The sequence below is a fragment of the Streptomyces sp. ISL-1 genome, assembly GCF_018614585.1.
GTDB classification, from domain to species: domain Bacteria; phylum Actinomycetota; class Actinomycetes; order Streptomycetales; family Streptomycetaceae; genus Streptomyces; species Streptomyces maoxianensis.
Genome location: NZ_JAGGOI010000007.1, coordinates 184,805 through 209,764 on the forward strand (window position 1 = coordinate 184,805; position 24,960 = coordinate 209,764).

Genomic DNA, 24,960 nt, shown 5'->3' on the forward strand with positions numbered 1-24,960 from the left:
TTACGAAGCCCAAGACGCCGGACAAGGGCTCGCGGCCCGTCCTGGATGGGACCTGTGCCACAACTGGGACGGGATCTTCGCATCGATACAAGCGTCGTATCGCGCACTCGTGACGAGAGTCACGCAATGGTGATAGCTTCGAGAGGCAGCCAGCAGCCCGCCCGCTGAAGGAGGCCACACTCCATGAGCCCCTTTTCCAGCTCCGCGCAGCGCACCGAACAGTGGCGCCATCTGCGGCTCAGGACGGACGACGGGGTCGCGACCGTCACCCTCGCCCGTCCCGAGAAGCTCAACGCCCTCACCTTCGGCGCCTACGCCGACCTGCGCGACCTGCTGGCCGAGCTGGCGCGGGAGCGGTCCGTACGAGCGCTGGTGCTGGGCGGGGAGGGGCGCGGGTTCTGCTCCGGCGGTGACGTCGACGAGATCATCGGCGCGACGCTCTCCATGGACACCGCCCAGCTCCTCGACTTCAACCGGATGACCGGGCAGGTCGTACGGGCGCTGCGCGAATGCCCCTTCCCGGTGATCGCGGCGGTGCACGGCGTCGCGGCGGGAGCCGGCGCGGTGCTGGCGCTGGCCGCGGACTTCCGTATCGCGGACCCGTCGGCCCGTTTCGCGTTCCTCTTCACCAAGGTGGGGCTCTCGGGCGGCGACATGGGCGCGGCGTATCTGCTGCCGAGGGTGGTCGGCCTCGGCCACGCCACGCGGCTGCTGATGCTCGGCGAACCGGTCCGCGCACCCGAGGCCGAACGGATCGGCCTGATCAGCGAGTTGACGGACGAGGGCCGGGCGGACGAGCGGGCGGCGGAGCTGGCCCGCCACCTTGCGGACGGCCCGGCGCTGGCGTATGCCCAGACCAAGGCGCTGCTGACGGCCGAGCTGGACATGCCGCTCGCGGCGTCGGTCGAACTGGACGCGGCGACGCAGGCGCTGCTGATGAACGGCGAGGACTACGCGGAGTTCCACGCCGCCTTCACGGAGAAGCGCCCGCCGAAGTGGCGGGGGCGCTGACGATGACCCCGCCGCCGGCCGCGCCCGGGGTGACGGGTGAGGAGCGCCCCACCCCGCGCTTTCCCGGAACCGGGGGACAAGCCCCCCGGACCCCCGCCGCAGGCTTCGCCGCGACCCCGGCCGCGCCCGGGGTGACGGGTGAGGAGTCCCCTACCCCGCGCTTTCCCGAAGCTGGGCGGCAAGCCCCCCGGGCCCCCGCCGCCGGGGCGTCCGACGCGCCCCCCGCGCCCGCCGAAGCTGCGCCCTCGGCCCACCGGACCCCGCAGCCCGCGGCGGTCGCTCCCACCGCGCCCGCGGACGACGAGCAGACCCCGCGGCCCACGACCGCCGCCGTCATTCCCGCCCCCCGCCCCTCTCGTCCCCTCCGCATCGGTGTCATCGGTGGTGGGCCCGGTGGGCTGTATGCCGCCGCGCTGCTCAAGCGGCTCGGACCCGAGCGCGACATCACGGTCTGGGAGCGCAACGCTCCCGACGACACCTTCGGCTTCGGTGTCGTCCTGTCCGACGAGACCCTCGGTGGGATCGAGCACGCCGACCCCGTCATCTACCGCGCGCTCCAGGACGAGTTCGTACGGTGGGACGACATCGACATCGTCCACCGCGGCCGCACCCTCACCTCCGGCGGGCACGGCTTCGCCGCCCTCGGGCGGCGCCGGCTGCTGGAGATACTGCACGGGCGCTGCGCATCCCTCGGCGTACGCCTCCGCTTTTGCACCCCCGCCCCGCCCGCCGCCGAACTCGCCGCCTCGTACCACCTGGTCATCGCGGCGGACGGGGTGCACAGCCTCACCCGGGATGCGCACGCCGACACATTCGCGCCGCGCATCACCACCCACCGCTGCCGCTACATCTGGCTCGCCGCCGACTTCGCCTTCGACGCCTTCCGGTTCGAGATCGCCGAGACCGCGCACGGCGTGATGCAGTTGCACGGCTACCCGTACGCCCCCGACGCCAGCACCGTCATCATCGAGATGCGCGAAGAGGTATGGCGGGCCGCGGGTTTCGACACCGCCGACGAGCAGGAGTCCACCGACCTCTGCGCCAAGATCTTCGCGGAAGCCCTCGGCGGCCGCGCCCTCCGCTCCAACAGCTCCTCCTGGGTCGCCTTCCGTACCGTCGTCAACGACCGCTGGTCCCACGGCAATACGGTGCTTCTCGGCGACGCCGCCCACACCGCCCACTTCTCCATCGGCTCCGGTACCAAGCTCGCCGTCGAGGATGCCCTCGCGCTCGCCGCCTGCGTCGAGGAGCAGCCCGACCTGCCCGCCGCGCTCGCCGCGTACGAGACCGAGCGCCGCCCGGTCGTCGAGTCCACGCAGCGCGCGGCGGCCGCCAGCCTCCGCTGGTTCGAGGAGCTCGCCGGCTACGTCGAGCAGCCGCCTCGGCAGTTCGCCTTCAATCTCCTCACCCGCAGCCGCCGTGTCACCCACGACAATCTGCGGCTGCGCGATGCTGCGTTCACCGACGCCGTCGAGCGCGACTTCGGCTGCCCGCCCGGCACACCGCCGATGTTCACCCCCTTCACACTGCGCGGACTGACCCTCCGCAACCGGGTCGTCGTCTCACCCATGGACATGTACTCCGCAGTGAACGGCGTCCCCGGCGATTTCCACCTCGTTCACCTCGGCGCACGGGCCCTGGGCGGAGCCGGCCTGGTGATGACCGAGATGGTCTGTGTGAGCGCCGAGGGCCGCATCACGCCCGGCTGCACGGGTCTCTACACCCCCGAACAGGCCGCCGCCTGGCGTCGCGTCACCGACTTCGTGCACGACCACTCGCCCGGCACGGCGATCGGCGTCCAGCTCGGCCATTCCGGCCGCAAGGGCTCCACCAAGCTGATGTGGGACGGCATCGACCAGCCGCTGGACGAGGGGAACTGGCGCATCGCCGCCGCCTCACCGATCCCGTACCGCCCCGGCGTCAACCAGGTACCGCACGCCCTGGACCGCGTCGGACTCACCGACATCCGCGAGCAGTTCGCCGCCGCGACCGGGCGCGCCGCCCACTGCGGGTTCGACCTGCTCGAACTCCACTGCGCCCACGGCTACCTCCTCTCCGGCTTTCTCTCCCCGCTCACCAACGGGCGAACGGACGCCTATGGCGGCTCCCTGGACAACCGTCTTCGCTTCCCACTCGAAGTCTTCGACGCGATGCGTGGCGTCTGGCCCGACGACCGGCCCATGACCGTCCGCATCTCGGCCACCGACTGGGCACAAGGCGGCACCACGGCCGAGGACGCGGTCGAGATCGCCCGTGCCTTCGCCGCCCATGGCGCGGACGCCATCGACGTCTCGACGGGACAGGTCGTCCCCGACGAACAGCCGGAGTACGGCCGCTCGTACCAGACGCCGTACGCCGACCGGATCCGCAACACCCTCGGTGTCCCCGTCATCGCGGTCGGCGCGATCTCCTCCTGGGACGACGTCAACTCGCTGCTGCTGGCGGGCCGCGCGGACCTGTGCGCGCTGGCCAGGCCGCATCTGTACGACCCCCACTGGACCCTGCACGCGGCAGCGGACCAGGACTACGCGGGGGCGGCGCTGTGGCCCGATCCCTACCGGGCGGGCAGCCGCAAACCCCCGGCCGGCCGCACCGACGCCCCGAAGCCGCGGCTCACTCTGAGCTGAGCTGTACGAACTCCGCGCCCGCGTCCCGCAGCAGCGCGTGCAGCCGAGCGAAGACCTCCGCCGACCGTCCGCCGGGCCAGCCCTGCGGCAGCAGCTCGGCCGGCAGCCCCGGATCGATGTACGGCAGCTGCCGCCAGGAGTCCAGCGCCGGCAGATAGTCCCGGTAGGCATCCCGCGGCGGCACCTCACCGCGCGCCTCCCACGCCCGCAGCACCGGCTCGTGCAGATCCAGGAACTCCTCGTGCTGCTTGGCGATCGCGCCCAGATCCCACCAGCGCGCCACCGCCTCCGCCGTCGCCGCGAAGCCGAGGTGCTCGCCGCGGAACAGCTCGACGTACGGGTCGAGCTGGAGGCGGCGCAGCGTGTGCCGGGTCTCCTCGTACAGCCACGCGGGGGCGATCCACACCCCGGGCGCCGCCGACCCGAAGCCGAGCCGCCCCAGCCGCGAACGCAGCAGATGGCGCTTGTGGCGCTCGGCCTCGGGCACCGAGAAGACGGCGAGCACCCAGCCGTCGGACAGCTGCGGGGCGTGCCGGGCGTAGATCCGCCGGTCGCCGTCGTCGAGCAGCTGGCGCGCGGCGGGCGACAGGGCGTAGCCGGCCGCGCCGTCCGGGGTGCGTTCAGGCACGAGCAGGCCGCGGCGCTTGAGCCGGGAGACCGAGGAGCGCACGGACGGCGCGTCCACGCCGAGAACCGCCAGCAGACGAATGAGCTCGGCCACGGGGAAGGGACCCTGCCGCTCGCGTCCGTAGGCGCCGTAGAGGGTGACGATCAGGGAACGGGGAGTGTGTTGCTCGGCCACGTGATCACTTTAGGGCCGCAGGCGGAAGCGCTGCAGCTTGCCGGTGGGGGTGCGCGGAAGAGCGTCGAGGAAGACGATGTCGCGCGGGCATTTGTACGGTGTCAGGCGCCCTTTCACCGAGTCGGTGAGCGCGGCGACGGTGTCCTCGCCGGCCGGGACCCCCGCGCGCAGCACGACGTACGCCACCACGATCTGTCCTCGTAGGTCATCGGGGTGGCCGACCACCGCGGCCTCCGCCACATCCGGATGGTGCAGCAGCGCGTCCTCCACCTCGGGTCCCGCGATGTTGTAGCCGGCCGAAATGATCATGTCGTCGGCGCGGGCGACGTAACGGAAGTAGCCGTCGGGTTCACGGACGTATGTGTCGCCGGTGACGTTCCAGCCGTCGTGCACATAGTCCAGCTGCCTGGGGTCCGTCAGATAGCGGCAGCCCACCGGGCCGCGCACGGCCAGCAGGCCCGGCTCCCCGTCCGCGACGGGCCGCCCGGAACGGTCCACCACGCGCGCCTGCCAGCCAGGAACCGGAATCCCGGTGGTGCCGGGTCGGATCGCCTCGTCCGCCGCCGAGATGAAGATGTGCAGCAGCTCGGTCGCGCCGATGCCGTTGATGATGCGCAGCCCGGTCCGCTCCCGCCAGGCCTGCCAGGTGGCGGCGGGCAGATTCTCACCGGCCGACACGCACCGCCGCAACGAGGTGGTGTCGTGCCCGTCGAGGCCGTTCAGCATCACGCGGTACGCGGTGGGCGCGGTGAACAGTACCGACACCCGGTGTGTGGCGATCGCGGGCAACAGCTGTGTCGGGCCCGCCTGTTCGAGCAACAGCGCGGACGCGCCCGCCCGCATCGGGAAGATCACCAGACCGCCGAGCCCGAAGGTGAAGCCCAGCGGCGGACTGCCCGCGAAGACGTCGTCGGGCTGTGGCCGCAGCACCTGCGCGGAGAAAGTGTCCGCGACGGCCAGCACGTCCCGGTGGAAGTGCATGCACCCCTTGGGGCGGCCGGTCGTGCCCGAGGTGAAGGCGATCAGCGCGACATCGTCGGCCGCGGTCGCCACCGCCTCGTACGGCTCACCGTTCCCGGCGGCGGCCAGCCGCAGCAGATCGTCGGGGGAGTCGCTGCCATAGCCGGTGATGCGCAGCCCCGGCACCTCGGCCTTCGCCAGATCGTCGAGCGACCGGATGTCGCACAGGGCGTGGCTGACGGCGGCGATCTCGCACACCGTCGCCAGTTCCTTGGCCCGCTGCTGGGCGAGGACGGTGACCGCCACCGCGCCGGCCTTCATCACCGCCAGCCAGCAGGCCGCGAGCCAGGGCGTGGTGGGGCCGCGCAGCAGGACACGGTTTCCGGGGACGACTCCCAGGCGGGAGGTGAGAACGTGGGCGATCCGGTCGGCCTGGTCGCGCAACTCCGCGTATGTCCAGACCTCACCGCCCCCGGTACGGAAGACGGGCCGCTGGGCGCCGAAGCGGTCGATCGTACGGTCCAGCAGCTCGGCCCCGCAGTTGAGCCGCTGCGGATAGCGCAGCGAGGGCAGCTCGAAGAGGAGTTCCGGCCACTGTCCGCCGGGCGGGAGATGGTCGCGCGCAAAGGTGTCGCGGTGGGCCGAGGGTGACAGCTCCATGGTTCGCCCCTTCTCGTGGTGGGGTCGCCAATCGAGCGTATCGTGAAGGTGACGACAGTCAACGGTCCGCGATAGATGCGTCAGAAGTGGGGGCACGAATGCCCGTATTCTCGCTCGATCCGGCACAGGCCGCCTGGTGTGCGCAATTGCGCACGCTGGCCGCCGAGAAGCTGCGACCGCTCGCGGAGAAGGCCGAGCCGGGCCGCGTCAACCGGCCCTTGGTGGCCGCTCTCGGTGAACTGGGCCTGCTTGAGCGGCTGTTCGGAACCACGGGCTCCCCAGCCCCAGCCCGAGCCGCAGCCGGAGCAGGAGCAGGACCCGGAGCGGGAGCAAGGGCGTTCGAGCTGTGCCTGCTGCGCGAGTCCCTCGCCTACGGATGCACGGAGGCCGAGACCGCCCTCGCCCTCCAGGGGCTGGGCAGCTACCCCATCGTCCAGGCGGGCACAGCCGCGCAGCGGGAGCGCTGGCTCCCTGAGGTGACCGCGGGCCGCGCCGTCGCCGCCTTCGCGCTCAGCGAGCCCGACGCCGGCTCGGACGCGGCAGCTCTCGCCCTCAAAGCCGTTCCGGATCAAGGGGGTTGGCGACTGAGCGGCGAGAAGCGCTGGATCTCCAACGCCCCCGAGGCCGACTTCTACACCGTCTTCGCCCGTACGACCGAGGGCGCGGGCGCCCGGGGCGTGACCGCCTTCCTCGTCCCCGCCGACCGGCCGGGCCTTGCCGGGACCGCGCTGGAGATGCTCTCGCCGCACCCCGTCGGTGCGCTGACCTTCACCGATGTCCCGGTGACCAGGGACGATGTGCTCGGCGACGAGGACCGGGGCTTCCGTGTCGCGATGAACACCCTGAACCTCTTCCGCCCCAGCGTCGGCGCCTTCGCCGTCGGCATGGCCCAGGCGGCGCTGGACGCGGCCCTCGACCACACCGCCCGCCGCACCGCCTTCGGCGGCCCCCTCAAGGACCTCCAGTCGGTCGCCCACCAGGTCGCGGAGATGGCCACCCGCACCGAGGCCGCGCGGCTTCTCGTCTACGCGGCGGCCGCGGCGTACGACGAAGGCACCGACGACGTGCCGAAACGGTCCGCGATGGCCAAACTGCTCGCCACGGAGACCGCGCAGTTCGTGGTGGACGCCGCCGTCCAGCTGCACGGGGCACGCGCGCTCCAGCGCGGCCATCTGCTGGAGCATCTGTACCGTGAGGTCCGTGCGCCCCGGATCTACGAGGGGGCCAGCGAGGTCCAGCGCACGATCATCGCCAAGGAGCTGTACGCGAAGAACCCGGACGCGAAGAACCTGGACGCGAAGGACCCGCTCGCGAAAGGGCTGCCCGCCCACGAGCTGCACGCCGACGGCCCGTACGCAGAGGGCACGAAGGAGCCGTACGCATGAGCCTGCACCGCCACAATCCGGCCGAGCTCTCGCCGCCCACCGGCTTCTCCCACGCTGTCACCGCCACCGGCACGCGGATCGTGTTCCTGGCCGGGCAGACCGCCCTCGACGCCGCGGGCAAGATCGTCGGCGAGACCCTGCCCGAGCAGTTCGAGACCGCGCTGGCCAATCTCCTCACCGCCCTCGCGGCCGCCGGTGGCGCCCCGCAGGACCTGGCCCGTGTCACCGTCTACGCCACCGATGTGGCCGACTACCGCGAGCACGCCCCCGAACTGGGCAGGATCTGGCGGCGGTTGGCGGGCGGCGACTACCCCGCGATGGCGGTGATCGGGGTGGTCCGTCTCTGGGACGACGTGGCGCTGGTGGAGCTGGACGGGTTCGCGGTGCTCCCCTGACGGACACGACGCAGTCACGCCAACGCCGATAGGAGGGGGAGAGGTCGTGCCGGAGATCGAGCTCGGCGCAGGGACGATCGCTTACGAGGACAGCGGTGGCCCGGGCCCGGTCGTTGTCCTGCTGCACGGGCTGGTCCACGATGCGACGGTCTGGCGCAAGGTGGTCGCCGACCTGGGGCGGGACCACCGCTGCATCGCCCCCACCCTGCCCTACGGCTCCCACCGCACCCCCATGCGCCCGGACACGCCCCTCACCCCGGACTCCGTCAACGAGCTGATCGCGGAGTTCCTGGACCGCCTGGACCTGCGCGATGTGACCCTTGTCGAGAACGACTGCGGGCGCGCCCAGACCGTAGCGGGACGCCATCCAGAGCGACTCGCCCGGCTCGTGCTCATCTCCTGCGAGGCCTTCGACAACTACCCGCCGGGCGCACCCGGCAAGATGATCTCCCTCGTATGCAAGGTACCCGGAGGTATCGCGCTGATGGCCCGGATCCTGGCGCTGAAGCCGCTGCGCCGCCTGCCCATCGGGCTCGGCGCGCTCACCAAGCGTCCCGTACCGCCCGAGATCGCAGACGGCTGGCTGCGGCCCCTGCTCACCGACAAAGCCATCAGGGCCGACTTCAAGCGCTACAACGCGGGCGTACGCAAGACCGAACTACTGGAGGCGGTCGAAGGGCTGCGGAAATTCGACCGGCCCGCGCTGGTCGTCTGGGCGGCCCAGGACCGGATGATGCCGCGCGCACACGGCAGGCGGCTGGCCGAACTGCTTCCGCAGGGGCGGCTGTTGGTGATCGAGGACAGCTGCACGCTCATCGCGGAGGACCAGCCGGAAGCCCTGTCCACGGCCCTGCGCACCTTCGTCGCGGAGCCGTCCCGCGGCGGGTCTTGATCGACTGGTGGTGGCCCCGAGCCGGGTTTACCGTCGGTTAGTGGACGGAACCGTCTACTGACTCTCGTAAGACTGACGCTCGTCGCCGACCCTCGTAAGAGGGGCGCGATCCGCTATGACGCCCCCGCAGCCGACACCCATCTCCAAGAGCGCCGCCTTGAAGACGAAGGGCGGCGGCGATGGGATCGCGCTTCTGGTCATCGCGTCCTGCCAGTTGATGGTGGTTCTCGACATCACCATCGTGAACATCGCTCTCCCGCACATCCAAAGCGCGCTGAACTTCTCCACCACGAGCCTGTCCTGGGTGGTCAGCGCCTATACGCTCACGTTCGGCGGTCTGCTGCTCCTCGGCGGACGCGCCGGCGACATCCTCGGCCGCCGCAGGGTCTTCATCTTCGGAGTTCTGCTGTTCGCGCTCGCCTCCCTGCTGGGTGGCCTGTCCCAGAACTCCGGCCAGCTCCTGGCCGCGCGCGCCCTGCAGGGCGTCGGCGGCGCCATCGCGTCACCGACCGCGCTGGCGCTGATCACCACCACGTTCACCGAAGGCCCGGCCCGCAACCGGGCGTTCGGCGTTTTCGCCGCGGTCTCCGCGGGAGGCGGTGCGATAGGTCTGCTGACGGGCGGCATCCTCGTCGAATGGCTCGACTGGCGCTGGGTCTTCTTCGTCAATGTGCCTATCGCCCTGCTGATCGTTCTGGCGACCCCCCGCCACATCAAGGAGTCCGAGCGCCATCCCGGCCACTTCGACCTGGCCGGCGCGCTGACCTCCACGCTCGGCATGGTCGCGCTGGTCTACGGCTTCATCCGGGCCGCGCAGGAAGGCTGGCGCGACACATTCACGCTCGCGTCGTTCGGCGCCGCTCTGCTGCTCCTGTCCGCCTTCATCGTGGTCGAACGCCGCTCGAAACAGCCGATCACCCCGCTGCACCTGTTCGCCGACCGTAACCGCGCGGGCACGTACGGAATCATGCTCAGCCTCGCCGCCGCGATCTTCGGCATGTTCTTCTTCCTCACGCTCTTCGTACAGAACGTGCTGGACTTCAGCCCGCTGCGAGCCGGACTGGCCTTCCTCCCGGTGAGCGCGGTCATCGCAGTGGGCGCGGGTATCGCCTCCCAACTCCTGCCCAAATACGGCCCGAAGCCCTTCATGGTGACCGGCGCGATCCTCGCCGCGGCGGGCCTGTCCTGGCTGACTCTGACCGACATCCACTCCACGTATCCGGGAAGCATCCTGGGCCCGATGCTGCTGTTCGGCCTCGGCATGGGCATGAACTTCGTCTCGCTGACGCTGATGGCCGTCTCCGGAGTGGCCAGGCACGAGTCGGGTGCGGCATCCGGCATGCTCAACGCCACCCAGCAGGTCGGCGGCTCCCTCGGCCTGTCCATCCTGGTCACAGTGTTCGGCACGGCCAGCCGCAACGAGGCCGAGCGGCAGGTCCCGCTCTTCCTGGCCCAGGCCGGACCGCGGGAGCGGCAGTTCTTCCAACGCACCGGTCAACTCCCGCCGCCCTGGGGCGACGAAGTGCTCACCTCCGGAGTCTCCGCCGCCTTCATCATGGCCGCCATCTTCACGGTGATCGCCGCGCTGATCGCCCTTCTGGTCATCCAGGTCCGTCCCGCGGACCTGGAACGCCTGCAGGGAGGCATCAGCCCGCGGCCCTGAGGCTCGCCCCCCGGCCCCTGCCTCCCCACAATCCGGCCTGCGACCTGGCTGAAGTGTGCCAAGGGGGGTAGACGTGAGGCGCATGGGACAGGGGAGAAGGGCCAGGACCCGGAAGAGGCGATCATGTGAGTGCCGACTCCCTCGGCGGGTATCAGAGCGCCTACTCGCAGGCGCCTGATTCCGTAGGCCTGGCTGTCCTCGACACCGATACGAGGTACGTCTTCGCGGACCCCGCCTACTGCCGGATCGCGGGGGAGGAGTGTGAAGGGCTGGCGGGCAGCCCCGTCAGCTGGGGAGCCCGGCCGAGAGTCGGCTCCACGCTGCTCCTGACCAGGGTTCTCGCCGACGGAGCGTCCCGCACGCACGTGACCCCATCAAGCCGCTGCACATGGCACCGTCTGACGATCCACGGAGAGGTCGTCGGTGTCGTGGGCGTCATCGTCGAGACCGCGCCCACCTCGGCCGGCGAGCTACAGGCAGCTCCGTCCTACCTCTCGCTGGCGGAGACCGGCGAAGGCATCGGGACGACTCTCGACACCGAGACCACGTGCCTGGAAGTGGTCAGCTACCTCAGTCCCGGTGTTGCCGACGCGGCGGCGGTCGACCTGCTTCCCTCTTCTCCGCTCACCACCGGTGACGTGGGCAGGGAGGACCTGCACGGGGTGTACCGCGCCGCCGTGTCAGGCCGGGAGGAGCTGCTCGGCCACTCCTCCGGGGACGCCGTCCCGCTCTCGGTCCGTGCGATGCGGACCGGCCGCCCAGTCCTGGACGAGCGAAGACTGGCCATGCCGCTGATCGCCGACAACCGGGCCATCGGCGCCGTGCTGGTCGCCCGCACCCACGGCAGGTTCACGCAGGAAGACGTACGCAGCGTCCAGGCGGTGTCCGCGCGGGCAGCCATCGCGATCGAACACGCCCGTCAGTTCGAGCAGGCCCAGCGGACCGCGTTCAAGCTGCAGCGAGCCCTGCTGACCGATCCCGGCCTCCCGCACCCCAATATCGAACTCGCCACCCGGTACCTGCCCTCCGGATCCGGCAGCCTGGTGGGCGGGGACTGGTTCGAGACCGTACGTCTGCACTTCGGCCGGACGCTGCTCGTGATGGGCGATGTGATGGGGCACGGCGTGGAAGCCGCAGTCGACATGAACAGCTACCGCTCCACGCTGCGCGAGGTCGCGGCCAACGACCTGCCGCCGCACCGGGTGCTGCGCCAGCTCGACAATGCCATCTCCGAGGCCGCCACCCGGCGGCCCGCCACCTGCCTGCTCGTACGCGTGGACCCGGCGCGCGGCATGGGCTCCTTCGCAAGCGCGGGCCATCTGCCGCCTGCCCTATTCCGCCGGGACGGCGTCGCGGAGCTGATAGACGTGCCTGTCGGACCACCCCTCGGCACCGGCCTCGGCGGATACGAAATCGTCTCGCGCGGCCTCCAACAGGGTGACACCCTCCTGCTGTTCACCGACGGCCTGGTCGAACGGCGCCGAGAGGACATCGACGCCTCGCTCGCCCGCCTCGCACAGGTACACGCCGGCCCCGGCAGCACAGTCGACGAACTGCTCGACATCGTGCTCGACGAACTCGACGCAGAGCACGCGGAGGACGACGTGGCGGTGATGGCCGCCCGCATCCGGCGCAGGCCGGTGGTGGAGCACCACTGACGGCACCGCCGACGTTTGACGCTCATGACGCGCCCGCGGCCACCACTTTGAGTTCGTCGAGCGACTCCCGCAAGAAGTCCGCCAGTGCGCGTTCCCCGCTGTCGCCGACCCAGCGCTCGAACCCGACCTTGAAGACGGCGATGCCCGCCTCCGCGGTGACGCTCGCGGCCGGATCCTTGACGCCGCGCCGGCGCAGCGTGGCGGCGAGCGCCGCGGACAGCGACGCGAGCTTGATCAGCTCGCGCTCCTGCAGTTCCGCGTTCGCCATGATGACGGCCTGGCGCTGCCGGGCGAATTCGTGGCGCTCCAGGAAGAGGGCGGCGACGGTCTCCAGCGTCGAGGCCATCGCGTCGATCGCCGCGGCCGTGTCCGGGGTGCCGGCGAGGGTGTCCACGAAGATCTTTCCTGCGGAAACGTCGGACGGTACGGAGCACCCCGTGCAGGCCCTCCTGAAAGATCACAAGAGATCAACATCGACAGTTACAGCCCGCGGCCATTGCGCGCCAGATCATGAAATTGCGCATTCACTGCGCATCCTCAGCCGACATTTCGCGTCGAATCGAGGACCCTGCAGTGCGCGGGTTGGGGATGCTGCGGTCGTTTTGAAGCTCCCAGAGTTCACGGAAGAGCCCGGGTGCTTCGACGAGTTCGCTGAAGGTGCCCTGCTGGATGATGCGGCCGTGGTCGAGGACGACAATGCGGTCGGCGATGGCGACATTCGCGAGGCGGTGGGTCACCAGAACGACGGCGTGGTCCTGGGCGATGTCACGTAGGCCGGTGAAGATGCGGTGTTCGGCCCGGGCATCGAGAGCGCTGGTGGGTTCGTCCATGACCAGAAGGCCGGCGGGGCGGTGGAAGGCGCGGGCGATGGCGATGCGCTGCCACTGGCCGCCGGAGAGTTCGACTCCTCCGAACCATTCCCGGGCAAGAAGGGTGTCGAGGCCGCTGCGGAGATCGTCCACGACTTCGTGGGCGCCGGAGCGTTCAGCGGCGCGGTGGACTGCCTCCTCGCCTCCGTGCGGCTGGCCGAGGGTGATGTTGTCGCGGGCGGACAGGGGCCAGTGGGCGAACTCCTGGGGGACGACGGCGGTTTGCTTCCACATGCCGTGGGGGTCCAGGTCGCCGGTGGCTGTGCCGTCCCAGGTGACGGATCCGTCGGTGGGGAGGTACAGCCCGGTGAGGAGCTTGGACAAGGTCGTCTTGCCCGAGCCGTTCTCGCCGACCAGGGCGAGGACTTCGCCCCGGCGCACTTCGAGCGTGATCTTCTCCAGGGCGGGCCGGTCCGCGCCGGGGTAGCGATAGGTGAGTGCTTCGGCCTTGACGCTTCGCGGAGCGGGCGGGGTGGTGGTGCCACGGATCAGACGGTGGCCGCCGGCTTCCTCGATGAATTCCGCCCAGTCGTCGAGGTAGAGGCCGGTGCGGTAGAGGCGGGTGCCGTATCCGACCACACCCCGGATGGAGGAGCCGACCGTGCGCAGGGCGAAGACGGCGGTTCCGGCGGACGCCACCGACATTCGGCCCGAGCCCAGGAGGAGGGCCAGGGCGATCCATACGAGCCCGGAGGCCAGCCCCCCGGCCACCGCGCCGATGATCGCGTAACGGGCACCCTGGTGGACGGCCTTGTCGGTCGCGTCGTCGACCCGGTTGCCGATGCTCCGGTAGCGGCCCAGGAGGAAGGCAGCCATGGTGCCGGTGCGGAGTTGGTCGGCGGTCCCTTTGTCGATCACGAACCAGCGCAGGAAGCTCAGAGTGCGCCGGTCCGCGCCCATGGCGCGGGAGGTCTGGTAGTGGACGCGGGCGGCCCGCACGCTCGCGATGCCTTGTGGCAGTGCGGCCAGCAACAGGAGCGGCAGCAGCGCGGGGTGAAGAATGGACAGGACGCCGGCGGCGGCGATGAGCGAGGCGAGGCAGGCCATGAGGTCCTGGGACTCGGTAAGCAGATCCTGGGCGACCTCCGCGCCCCGGTCGGCCGCCTCGCGTTTGTCGTTGAAGCCAGGGCTGTCGTAGGCGGCGAGTTCGGCGCTGATCGCGGCGTCCAGCATCTGCATCTCCGCCTCACGGGAGATCCGGGGTGACAGACGGCTGGAGATGTTGTTGACAGCGATGCCCAGCAGGGCGCGGAATCCCGCCGCTCCGGCGAGAACGGCGATCGAGGGGGCCGCGTCCCAGAGCCGGTCCGTGATGTTCCCGCCGGCGATCAGAGCCGTGATGGTGCTGGTGGTGGCCAACAGGCCGAAGGCTTCGAGGAACCCGGAAAGGGCTTGGCACACGAGGAGGGCCACGACGGCGCGTTGGTCCACGCGCCAGGCCAGAGACAGGGCCTTGCGCACGAGTTGGGGCAGCCGCCGGGTCATCGCCCGCGTGGTGACGGGGGAGTTTTCCAAGGCGGTCAAGCCGGCGGAGCGGAACCGAAGTTCCTCGCTGGGCTTCTCGGTCGTGTCGGCGGTCAACGTGTTCCCTTCTGCGGCGCTTCCAGTAGGGGCGGTGAACGGTTCACGATTCCGTACGCTTCCTGCATAGTGCCTGGTGAGGAGCGGATTCCACTCGAACGTGGGGCGCACGGTTCTCCAGAAAGAAGTGAGCCCCGGGCCGAAGCCCGGGGCTCACTCCTCACGTTGTGCCGGTTTGCCCAGCCACTCAGATGTAGCGGAACTGATGATTCGGGTTTCTGGCCGCGTCGCGACAGAGAAAAGGAGACCGCGCAGACTCGCACTCGCAGACCAGCCACCCATCAGCCGCGTGAACAACGCTGCGGGTCAATACAGCTAGCGGTACCCAGCCACCCTGGGCCTCCCGATCCTGCGAGTGACCGGGGTCAACCCATCAGCAGCGTAAGGAGATGCCGTTCGCTCGAGTATCCGGTCGGTGAGCTGTCCGAGCGTGTTCAACTGCCCCTCGCACTGCTGGACGGATCGGTATGACGGCGGGCGTCAAACGCTCCGGGACATGACGCGGCGCGCCATGTCTCCCATTGCTGCCGTCACGGGCGCTTCACGCGCTCCGTCCCCGCTACAGCCAGCCCCGGCGGGCCGCCTGCCAGGCGAGCTGCATACGGGTCGCGGCGCCGGCGAGGGTCATCATGTGCTGGATGTGGCGCTGGACGGTGCGGCGGCTCAGCCCCATCTGACTGGCGATGGCCTTGTCGGCGACGCCCGCGACCAGGAGTGAGAGCAGCCTGCGGTCGGTCTCGCCAAGGGGGTCCGTGTCGTCGGCGTCGCCGGCGGCGTCGACCGTGCCGGAGTCGCTGACGTGCAGCGGCACGGCGTCCTCCCAATAGCGTTCGAAGAGGGCGGTCAGTGCCTCCAGGAGGTTGCTGTCGCGCAGCAGTGCCGCCGTGGGTTCGCTGGGGCTGCCGTACGGGCCGCCGGGCACCAGCGGGCAGATGGCCATGGCCCGGTCGGCGACGGCGAGCCGCAGGGGGAGGTGGGGGACGGAGCGGGCGACCTCGCCGGCGCGGACGCCTCTAACAACGTTGTCAACGGCGCCGTCGTCGTCGAAGAAGGCCCGCTCGTACAGGACGCGGTAGCGGACACCGCGGGCCAGGGCTTCGTACTCGGCGCCATTACTTCCCGAAGGCATGGCGACGTACTGGGCCTTGCAGAACCACAGCATCTCGTGGCGGGCGTTGTCCTGCAGTTGGCGCAGGTGCTGGCGCAGCGCCCCGGCGCCGGTGATGACCTCGATGAGCTGGCCGGCATCCTGGCGGCGCCGGGTGCTGCGGTAGCTCTCCAGCAGGTCGGTGACGGCGGCGCGGGCCTGGTCGAGGGCGTCGGCGTTGCGTTGCAGGCGCGGCAGCAGGGCCACATCGGGAGAGGCCGCGGTGAACTGGCGGGGCTGCCGGTCGGTGGGACTGGCGAGTCCCTGGGTGGCGAGCGTCGCGAGGATGCCTTCGGCCTCCCCGGGTGCGAGTCCGGTCTGCGAGGCGATCTCGTCGGCCGTGGCCGAGGCGGTCGTGATCAGAAGCCGGTAGACGGTCTCCTCGACCGCCGTCAGGCCAGCCGCCTCGAGCATGCCGCGTCCTTCCTGGCCCGGCCGAGTTCGCGCAGGCGTACGGACAAACATATCGTTGAAGGTTGGACTGTACCTGGGTGTCCTTCGCATGACACGGCGGGTGCCGGGGTCCACACCCCCCGGCACCCGCCGCGACTTCAAGAGGGACAGCCCACCGTCACGGTCACGGTCACCGTGCGCCGCGGTGCAGGTAGGCGCGGTCCACTGTCTGCCGAACGGTGTTGCCGGCCGCGTCCTTGGCGGTCACGCGCAGCGTCACGTACGCGTCGCCGTGCACCCGGGCCGGCCGCTCCACGGAGGCGGTGAAGCCGTTGCCCTTGGGGGCCGTGGTGGCAGTGGTCCAGGTCCGCCCGTCGTCGTAGGACGTCTCGACCTTCAGCGACAGGCCGCGCGGCGCCGCCATGCCGTCCTGCATCCGGACGTTCAGGCCGAGGGCGTATCGCCGTGCCGAGCCCACAGCGTTCAGTGCGTCGGCCGGCACGCTGTAGTCGACCTGAAGCAGGGGCAGCAGCGCCGAGTGGGCGGCCGTGTCCGAGCGGAACGTCCACGACGTACGCGTGCCGGTGCCGAAGCGCCAGTCGTCCGACACGCGGGCGGTCGCCAGGTCCAGCCGGTACTCGGCGTTGCCCGAAGGCACTTCGATGTCGCCCCACGCGCCGTTGTCGGACTCGGCGATCCGCTGCCCGTTCCGGTACAGCACCGCCGAGGCCGTGTCGGCCGCGGAGGCCGCCGGAGCGCCGAGACGGACGCCGCCGCCACCCGGGTTGAAGGGGATCTCGCGGAACGCCCAGTGGCCCGTGTCGGAGTCGCTGAACTCCGGAACGAATACGGACAGGGTGTCGCCGTTGCGCACCGACGGCCAGGGCGCACCGCGCGGGATCGACGGGCGGACCGGAGCTCCGAACCACCGCTCCGTCGCCTGCTGGCCGGGCAGGTACGTGTGCGGCACGTCCCTCATACCGACGTTCAGCGGCGTGTCAGGGTTGCCGACGACATTGTGGTGCACGGTGTGGCTCCACAGCGTGTCCCCGCCGGTGACGTACTCGACGCGTTCCCCGCCCACCGGAACGTAGCGGCTGTAGTCGTTCCACGCGGTGTCCTGGTACGGCCGCCACCCGAAACGCTGCTCGCTCGTCCAAGACGAGGCACCGGTGCGGGTGTACGTGCTGCGGACCACGGCGCTGTCCTGCTCGGAGACCGTGTGGACCAGGTTCTTGGGGACGGAGCCCTTGGAGGTCTGCATCACGTCGTAGTGGTAGGGGCTGCGCACCGTGCCGGAGAACTCCAGGGGCGTGGTGCCCTTCTTGACTTGCTCCAGCAGGGCGGAGCCTTCCTTCGAGGAGATCCGGACGGTGGGCAGGGCCGTCCGGTCACCGTCCGGGTGCCACCGCGTCCAGGCAACATCCCACTCCGGGCACACCATGAGCAGCGCCTTGGCTCCCGCGGCCTTCGCCGCCTGCGCGAGCGCACGGGTGTCACCCGTACCGGAGTCGGCCATTCGTACGACGGCCGCCTTGCCGCGCGCGCCGCGGAAGTCGGGAGCGTCCGAGGTGCCGGCGTCGACGGCGGTCAGCCGCGCGCCCCGGTCCTCGAAGGCCGCGGAAGTGTCCGCGTAGTACGCGTTGAGTCCGAGTGAGCTGCCGGAGACCTTCGCCTGCAGGTCCGGGGCCGCCATCTGCCAGCGCGAGTTGAACTCGAAGGTGCCATCGGTGACCGGAGCAACGCGGCTGACGTAGAGCCGCTTGACCTCGTCGAACATCATGTGGCCCTGGAGCAGGCCGTATCCGTCGATCTGGCGGTAAATAAGAGTGCTGAGGATGCCGCGCTGCTCGGCCGGGCGCGGAGTGCGGATCTTCACCTCCGTGACGTCGGCGGCGTTCAGCGTCACCGTCGTGTCCTTGGTGACCTTCACCTCGGGGTGGACGATTTCGCCCGCTTCGATGCCGTCGTCGACCTTGTCGAAGAAACCGAAGTTGAGGTAGTAGGTGCCCTCTTCCAGCACGGCGACGCCCGCGTCGCGGTCGGTGTAGGACATGAACCCTTCGGGGCCCCAGATGTTCGGCAGCGCGCCGGGCACGACCTTGCCGTCGCGGTCGCGGTAGACGACGGTCAGCCGGTGCTGCTTACCTTTCACCGCGAGGGAGACGGTGGTGTGGGTGAGCACGGTCCCGTCGGCGGACTTTGCGGTGACGTATCCGTAGTACTTGCCGCGGGCGGCGTTCGCAGCGTCGAGGCGCACCGGCACCTCGGCCGTGGCGCCGGGAGCCAGCTGCACGGTGTTGGAGCCGAGGCGGACCACTCCGTCTGCGAGCGCGCGCCCGGAGTCTGTGGCCAGGCTGACGGCCAGGGCGAGCGTGAGCGGGTGGTCACCGCTGTTGGTGTAGCGGACGGTGGCCGACTGCTGCTGCCCGTCCGTACCGCCGGCCTGGATCGGGGTGAAGGCGACGGAACCGGTGGCCGTGACCGGGCCCATGGCCGTGGCCAGGTCGATACGGCCGCCGCCCTGCTCGGTCACCTTGGTGCCAGGCACCGTGTGCGAGGTGCTGATCAGGGCGTCCTTGAGCTGCTGGGCGCCCCAGTCAGGGTGTTGCTGGGCCAGCAGCGCGGCGGCGCCGGCGACATGCGGGGTCGCCATCGACGTGCCGGACGCGGCGGTGTAGTTGGCGTCGACCGGGCTGCCCATGGTGGTGCCGGACCCGCGGGCGGCGACGATGCCGACCCCGGGGGCGGTCACGTCGGGCTTGGCCGCCGCGTCGCCGAGGCGCGGGCCGCGGCTGGAGAAGGGGGCGAGGGAGTCGTCGCGGTCGACGGCCCCGACGGTCAGCGCGGCATCGGCCGCGCCCGGCGAGCCGATGGTGGACAGGCCGTTCTGGCCCGCGTTGCCCGCGGCGACGACGAAGAGCGTGTCGGTGGACGCGGTCAGCGTGTTGACGGCCTGGCTCATGGAGTCGGTGCCGTCGGTGGGGGCGTCCGAGCCGAGGCTCATGTTGACGACCTCGGCGTCCTGGGAGGCCGCCCACTCCATGCCGTCGATGACGGACGACTCGGTCCCGAAGCCGTCGTCGCCCAGCACCTTGCCGATCAGCAGGTCGGCGTGGGGCGCGACACCGCGCCGGGTCCCGGCCGACGCGGCGCCCGTGCCGCTGACGGTCGAGGCGACGTGCGTGCCGTGGCCGAAGGCGTCGTTCGTGCCCGCGCTGCCGGAGAAGTCCTTGGCCTCCGCGATGCGTCCGGCCAGGTCGGGGTGGTTCGCGTCGACACCGGTGTCGAGGACCGCCACCTTGACGCCCTGGCCTTCGTAACCGGCCTTCCAGGCGGCGGGCGTGTTGATCTGCGCGGTGCTGCGGTCCAGCACGGCCTTCACCTTGCCGTCCAGCGAGATGCGCGGAGTGATCGCGGCACGGGCGGCGTCAGACGTTCCCCCGGGGTTCAGCGTCTTCCAGAACCGGCCCAGATCGCCGCCCGCGATCCGCAGCGACCGCGCGTCGATGCTCGTCAGGCTACGGGCCGGCGTCGCGGCCGTGTTGAACGTCATCAATCGGTCGGCAGCGGCCGCGGCGGCCTTGGCCGCCCGCGCGGTACCCCTGGTCCCGTCCGGTGACGACTCGGAGGAGATGATCAGCGGAAGCACGGAGGTGTGGGCCTCGTCGTAGCCCTGGGAGATCAGGGCCGTCACGTTGAAGAGCCGACGGTCCAGTGTGCCGGCGGTCACCAGCGCCTCGGTGTCCGACGGCAGCACGGTCAGCGCCTTGTCGTCACCCTCCAGCGTCCGGAAGGAGAAGCGCTCGCGCCCGGGTCCGGGCTGCACCGACGCGGTGCGCCGCCCGCCGGGCAACGTTGTCACGGTCACCCGGTCGCCGGTCAGCAGTCGCACGGTGGCGGAGACCGCCTTCTCGCGGTCGGCGAATTGCGCCGTTCCGTCCGATGTCGTCCCGGCGGAGACGGGCGATGCGCCCCCGACTGTCACCACCAGTACGGTCGATATAGCCGCCGATAGACGGATCCATGCCATCTGTTGAACACCTTTCATGCAGCTTGCGGTCATGCGGTGTACGACACAATCCGCCGACGTCACAGGGCATGTCACTGGGTATCAGGTGTCACAGATGCGACATGTCCCAACGGCGACGCGGACACAGCGTGGCGCCGTCAGAACACACCCAGGCGGTCGGCGCCCGTGGGCGCTGGAACGGTGACCTCTCGGCGCTTGGCCCCGCGCGTCGCCTGCCCGGCCAAGTTCTCGCCAGAGAGCAGGAGTTGGCAAGGGAATGCGGCCGTCCCGGCGCCGCGAAAACGCGGAGGCCGGTGGCCTCACGGGCCGGGCTCAGGACGGAGCAGGCGCGCGGCGGGCGGAGCCGCGACTCCGACATGCACGCGCGGCCCGGGGAACGGCGGTGGCCCCGGGAGGACGGTGCTGTCGATCTCCATCTCCGCGGCCGTCCTCTCCCTCTCGGCGGCGCGGAGTTCCGAGGTCACCGGTCGACGCGCAGGGCAGGCGCAGCCGCGGGCCGGCGACAAAGGGATACCGACGACGCGCTCGCGGCTTCGGGCCGTGATCGTTGCCTGCGTACGCCGGTGGCGCGCGGTGTCGTGGTCCGGGGCGGTGCCTCCGCGCGCCCGGTCGGCCGACCACTGGGACCGAAGCGCAGCGCCGGCTGGTGCTGGTGGTGCGTCCGAGTTCTTGCCGTGCTCGGAGCCCGTTCCGGCGGTGTCGCACCTGCGTCATGTCTCCGTAGCGCCAGCCCAACCCCATTGTGCGAGGCAGAAGGCGCCCCGATCATCCAGATCATCTCCCGTCCTCAGCTTCCCTCTTGGGGGTCTCCTTGCCTGTCGTTCCCATGCCCAGACCAGGGCAGATCGCGCTCGCCGCGGTCGCCGCCCTGGCGATGGCCGTCATACCAGCCTCCGCTTCCCCTGCGAATTCCCCTGCGAACCCGGCCGGGCCGGTGCCGCCTGCCGGCGCCGTACTTCAGTCACCCGGAGCCGGCGGCACACACACCGTCACCCTCATCACCGGTGACAAGGTCACGATCGGTACCGCCGCCGACGGCACGGCCGTCCGGTCCTTCGAAGGTGCGAACGGAGCCACCACAGGTTTCCACCGCGCCGTCATCGACGGCTCGACGTACGTCTATCCGGACGCCGTCCTGCCGTATGTCAGCGCCGGGAAGCTGGACAAGCAGCTGTTCAACGTGACCCGGCTGATCGCTGACGGTTACGACGACGCTCACGCCGACCGGTTGCCGCTCATCGTGAGCTACACCGACGCTGCCGCCAGGTCCCGGACCCAGCCGAACGTGGCCGGCTCGAAGGTCGTCCGCCGGCTGGGCAGCATTCAGGGCGCGGCTCTCGCGCAGAGCCGCAAGCAGGCTCCGGCGTTCTGGTCCGCGCTCACCGGCGGTTCCGGTGCGGCGGCCCGGTCGGCCAAGCCGTCCTTCGCGGGTGGCATCGCCAAGGTCTGGCTGGACGGCAAGGTGAGGGCCAACCTGGCCGACTCGACTGCCCAGATCGGTGCGCAGCAGGTCTGGGCGGAGGGGAACACCGGCAAGGGTGTGAAGGTCGCGGTGCTCGACACCGGTGTGGACCCCGAGCACCCTGATCTTGCCGGGCAGGTCGACGACAGCGCCAGCTTCATCCCGTACGAGCCGGAGATCACCGACCGTCACGGCCATGGCACCCACGTCGCCTCGACGGTCGCCGGGACCGGCAGCGCCTCCGAAGGGAAGGAGCGAGGCGTCGCCCCCGGCGCCCGGCTGGCCATCGGCAAGGTGCTCGACGCCAATGGTGGGGGCGAGTCGTCCTGGATCATCGCGGGCATGGAGTGGGCGGCCCGGGATCAAAAGGCCAAGATCATCAGCATGAGCCTGGGCGGCGGCGGCGACGGCACCGACCCGATGAGCGAGGCGGTCAACCGGCTCAGCCGCGAGACCGGCGCGCTGTTCGTCATCGCGGCGGGCAACGGCGGCCCGCGCACCATCAACAGCCCCGGTGCGGCGGACTCCGCACTGACCGTCGGCGCCGTCGACTCCGCGGACCGGCTGGCCGAGTTCTCCAGCCAGGGCCCGCGTGACGGCGACTTCGGGCTGAAGCCCGAAATCACCGCGCCCGGCGTCGACATCCTCGCGGCCCGCTCCCAGTACCGGCGGGGCGGCTCGGGCCACTACACCACGATGAGCGGCACGTCGATGGCGACACCGCACGTCGCCGGCGCTGCCGCGCTGATGGCCGCCACGCACCCCGACTGGACCGGCCCGCAGCTGAAGGAGGCACTGGTCAGCAGTGCCAAGGCCACTCCGTCGTACAGCCCCTACCAGGCGGGCAGTGGGCGGCTCGACGGCCTGGCGGCGGTGAACACCTCGGTCTTCGCGACCGCCAGCGCCTACTCCGGTTTCCACCCCTGGCCCCACAAGCCGGGACAGACCGATGCCCAGAAGGTGACGTACACCAATGCCGGCGACGCCCCGGTCAGCCTGGACCTGGCGATCGACGCGGCCGCCCCGGCAGGGCTGTTCACCCTTTCCGAGGACCGGGTCACCATTCCCGCGCACGGCACCACCGCCGTCACCCTGACCGCGGAACCGGACCGGCTGCCGGCCGAACAGTCGATCAGCGGCATGATCACAGGTACGGACAGCACCGGAGCGGTCCGGGCCCGGACCCTGATCGGCGCCGCCAAGGAGGGACGGCGGCAGAGCCTGACCGTCATCGCGAAGGACCGGTCGGGCAAGCCGCTCTCCGGCAAGGTCCTCCTCACCGCCGCCCGTCTCTTCACGGCGATCGAGCTCGACGAATCCGGCACCGGCACCGTGCGCCTGCCCGTCGGCAACTACAGCGGATGGCTCACCGGCGACGTGCGGGGGGCCAACGGGCCGCACTCGCTGGGCATGGCGCTGCTCAGCTTCACCGACGTGCAGTTGGACCAGGACCGCACCGTCACCCTGGACGGCCGGAAGGCCCGTCAGATCCTCGGCCACGTGCCGAGGCAGACCACCGCGGTCGCTCCGCGACTGGACATCCACCGGTCGTTCACCGACAGCCTGGTCGCGTCCTCCATGATGCCCAACGCGTCCTACGACAGCATCTGGGCGCTGCCGACCGGCAAGAAGGTCACCGACGGAGAGTTCGAGTTCGGCGCCCGCTTCCGCCTCGAACAGTCGGCGCTGACCGTGGGCACGCAGTCGGAGACCTACCACGACCCGTTGGTCAAGCGTGCGGCCAAGCCGCTGCCGGCCGGCACCCGGACCCTGACGGCTGTCTTCGCCGCCGAGGGTTCGGCAGAGAAGCTGGCCCGGCACGACGTGCGCGGCAAGGCCGTGGTGGTACGGCGCAGCGACACCGTCGCGATCCAGGAGCAGGCGAAGGCCGCCGCGGCGGCGGGCGCGCGCGTGCTCCTCGTCGTCAACGACGGCATCGGCCGACTGCAGCCCTGGGACGAGCATCCCTGGAGCCCCGAGAGCCCGGCCCCGCTGACGGTGGCAACGCTCAACGCCGACCAGGGCGGTGACCTGATCGACGCGCTCCAGCGCGGCGGAGTCGGACTGAAGGTCACCTCGCACCCCACCACCGACTACCTCTACGACGTGGTGCACCACTGGTCCGGCGCCGTCCCGGCGGACCCGACCTGGCGGGCGGAGCCCAGTGACCTGGGCCGGGTGGACGTCGCCTTCCGCAACCACCGGCCCGGCAAGTCGAACGAGTTCCGTTACGACGTCTGGCGAGGCTGGACCGCCGGAAACCAGCTCACCGCTCCCGCCCAGGGAGAGCGGACCGACTGGGTCACCTCCGACGCCGCATGGCTGGAAGACGCCTTCATCCCCACGGAGACCGGGCAGCACTCGGCCGGCGTCATGCGCTACCCGGCCGGGAAGACCGGCAAGGTCAACTGGTTCGGACCGATCCAGCGGCCCCGGATGGGTCCGATCGGCTATCAGCCGGTGCGCTACCTCGACACGGTGTACATTCCCGCCCCCGGCTGGGGTGACTCCGGCGCCGGCCATGTCGGAGAAGCCCATGGCAACTTCGACGTGAAGAACTGGATGTCGCTCTACCAGGGCGACCGGCAACTCAACTGGGGCAACTCCGAGTTCCTGCCGGTACCCGGGCTCGCCGCGGAGCGGCTGCCCTACCGGCTGCTGGTCGACAACGACCGGGGCGCCTGGGCCCATCCGTACTCGACGCACACGCTGACGGAGTGGAAGTTCACCTCGGCGGCCACCGGGAACGAGTCGGCCGAGTCCCTGCCGCTGGTCCAGCTCGACTACGGTGTGGACACCGACAAGGCCGGCCGGGCAGACCGGCGCGCCAAGCTGACGGTGACCGCATCGCATCTGCCCGGGACGAAGGCCGCCATCGGGAAGGTCTCCATCGAGATCTCGTACGACGACGGGGCGACCTGGCAGCGGTCCGAGCTGGACCGTCATGGTGACGGATGGCGGACGAGCCTCAAGTCCCCGAAGACCGCCGGCTTCGTCAGCCTGCGGGTCACCGCCCGGGACAGTGCCGACAACAGCGTCTCGCAAACGATCACCCGGGCCTTCGGCCTGCGCTGACGTCACCCGCGGTCGCGTTTGTGATCTCCTACCTCGCCTTCAGCATTCCAGCCGTAGTTGCGGGGATCGCCACCACAAACATGGGCTTGCACGAGACCTCGGTCGTCTACAGCACGGCTGTCATGACCCTCTCCACCCGTGCGCTCGTCGCGCAGCGGCTGCGCAGGGGACGGGTCAGGATCGCCAGTGGCTGAAAGCAGGCGGTCGGAGCGAGAGGCTGGGCGTCACCGTCGGCCAGGCCAATCTCTGGGACCAATCGATGACACGCGTTCGACATCGTTGAAGCCGGCGCCCATCGGGAGGGAATGCGGCCGGGCAAGCCTCGGGCCGGACGGCGGCCCACTCCG

General features: G+C 70.6%; 14 protein-coding genes. 8 read left to right on the forward strand and 6 right to left on the reverse strand.

Going from position 1 to position 24,960, the window contains the following annotated elements:
- The first annotated feature begins 183 nt into the window (after window positions 1-183).
- The gene (locus tag J7E87_RS06250; RefSeq protein ID WP_215090756.1) at window positions 184-1,011 is read left to right on the forward strand and encodes an enoyl-CoA hydratase family protein; all 828 of its coding nucleotides are present in this window, start codon (window positions 184-186) and stop codon (window positions 1,009-1,011) included.
- Window positions 1,012-1,013: 2 nt separating this feature from the next.
- Window positions 1,014-3,638 carry a bifunctional salicylyl-CoA 5-hydroxylase/oxidoreductase gene (locus tag J7E87_RS06255; protein ID WP_251017014.1) on the forward strand — a complete coding sequence of 875 codons (2,625 nt, stop codon included), beginning with the start codon at window positions 1,014-1,016 and terminating at the stop codon, window positions 3,636-3,638.
- Here J7E87_RS06255 and J7E87_RS06260 read toward each other — a convergent pair.
- Both J7E87_RS06260 and J7E87_RS06265 read right to left on the reverse strand, forming a co-directional pair.
- Window positions 3,625-4,440: a PaaX family transcriptional regulator C-terminal domain-containing protein gene (locus J7E87_RS06260; protein ID WP_215090758.1), complete on the reverse strand. Its 816-nt coding sequence runs from the start codon at window positions 4,438-4,440 to the stop codon at window positions 3,625-3,627. The genes J7E87_RS06255 and J7E87_RS06260 overlap by 14 nt on opposite strands.
- Window positions 4,441-4,449: 9 nt before the next feature.
- Window positions 4,450-6,060: an AMP-binding protein gene (locus J7E87_RS06265; RefSeq protein WP_215090760.1), complete on the reverse strand. Its 1,611-nt coding sequence runs from the start codon at window positions 6,058-6,060 to the stop codon at window positions 4,450-4,452.
- A 98-nt stretch (window positions 6,061-6,158) separates the two neighbouring features.
- Between J7E87_RS06265 and J7E87_RS06270 the strand changes: the two genes are divergently transcribed.
- The 5 genes from J7E87_RS06270 to J7E87_RS06290 all read left to right on the forward strand — a co-directional run bounded on the left by J7E87_RS06270 (window position 6,159) and on the right by J7E87_RS06290 (window position 12,053).
- Entirely contained in the window at window positions 6,159-7,445 is a 1,287-nt protein-coding gene (locus J7E87_RS06270; RefSeq protein WP_215090762.1) for an acyl-CoA dehydrogenase family protein, read from the forward strand.
- The gene (locus tag J7E87_RS06275) at window positions 7,442-7,840 is read left to right on the forward strand and encodes a RidA family protein (RefSeq protein WP_215090764.1); all 399 of its coding nucleotides are present in this window, start codon (window positions 7,442-7,444) and stop codon (window positions 7,838-7,840) included. The genes J7E87_RS06270 and J7E87_RS06275 overlap by 4 nt, the downstream gene beginning before the upstream one ends.
- Window positions 7,841-7,886: 46 nt before the next feature.
- Window positions 7,887-8,732: an alpha/beta fold hydrolase gene (locus J7E87_RS06280; protein ID WP_215090766.1), complete on the forward strand. Its 846-nt coding sequence runs from the start codon at window positions 7,887-7,889 to the stop codon at window positions 8,730-8,732.
- Window positions 8,733-8,847: 115 nt separating this feature from the next.
- Entirely contained in the window at window positions 8,848-10,395 is a 1,548-nt protein-coding gene (locus tag J7E87_RS06285; protein ID WP_215090767.1) for an MFS transporter, read from the forward strand.
- 125 nt (window positions 10,396-10,520) lie between these two features.
- Window positions 10,521-12,053 (forward strand): PP2C family protein-serine/threonine phosphatase, encoded by a 1,533-nt coding sequence (locus J7E87_RS06290; protein ID WP_215090768.1) that lies wholly within the window; start codon window positions 10,521-10,523, stop codon window positions 12,051-12,053.
- Window positions 12,054-12,075: 22 nt separating this feature from the next.
- On the opposite strand, the gene J7E87_RS06295 is transcribed toward J7E87_RS06290, so the two are convergent.
- The 4 genes from J7E87_RS06295 to J7E87_RS06310 form a co-directional block, all read right to left on the reverse strand.
- Window positions 12,076-12,447: a hypothetical protein gene (locus J7E87_RS06295; protein ID WP_374195143.1), complete on the reverse strand. Its 372-nt coding sequence runs from the start codon at window positions 12,445-12,447 to the stop codon at window positions 12,076-12,078.
- Window positions 12,448-12,577: 130 nt separating this feature from the next.
- Window positions 12,578-14,503 carry an ABC transporter ATP-binding protein gene (locus J7E87_RS06300; RefSeq protein WP_251017015.1) on the reverse strand — a complete coding sequence of 642 codons (1,926 nt, stop codon included), beginning with the start codon at window positions 14,501-14,503 and terminating at the stop codon, window positions 12,578-12,580.
- 559 nt (window positions 14,504-15,062) lie between these two features.
- A complete protein-coding gene (locus J7E87_RS06305; RefSeq protein WP_215090769.1) occupies window positions 15,063-16,064 on the reverse strand; it encodes a LuxR family transcriptional regulator in 1,002 nt (333 codons plus the stop codon).
- 169 nt (window positions 16,065-16,233) lie between these two features.
- Window positions 16,234-20,076 carry a S8 family serine peptidase gene (locus J7E87_RS06310; RefSeq protein ID WP_215090771.1) on the reverse strand — a complete coding sequence of 1,281 codons (3,843 nt, stop codon included), beginning with the start codon at window positions 20,074-20,076 and terminating at the stop codon, window positions 16,234-16,236.
- 826 nt (window positions 20,077-20,902) lie between these two features.
- Here J7E87_RS06310 and J7E87_RS06315 point away from each other — a divergent pair.
- On the forward strand, window positions 20,903-24,613 hold the full coding sequence (locus J7E87_RS06315) for a S8 family serine peptidase (protein ID WP_215090773.1): 3,711 nt from the start codon (window positions 20,903-20,905) through the stop codon (window positions 24,611-24,613).
- Window positions 24,614-24,960 lie beyond the last annotated feature (347 nt).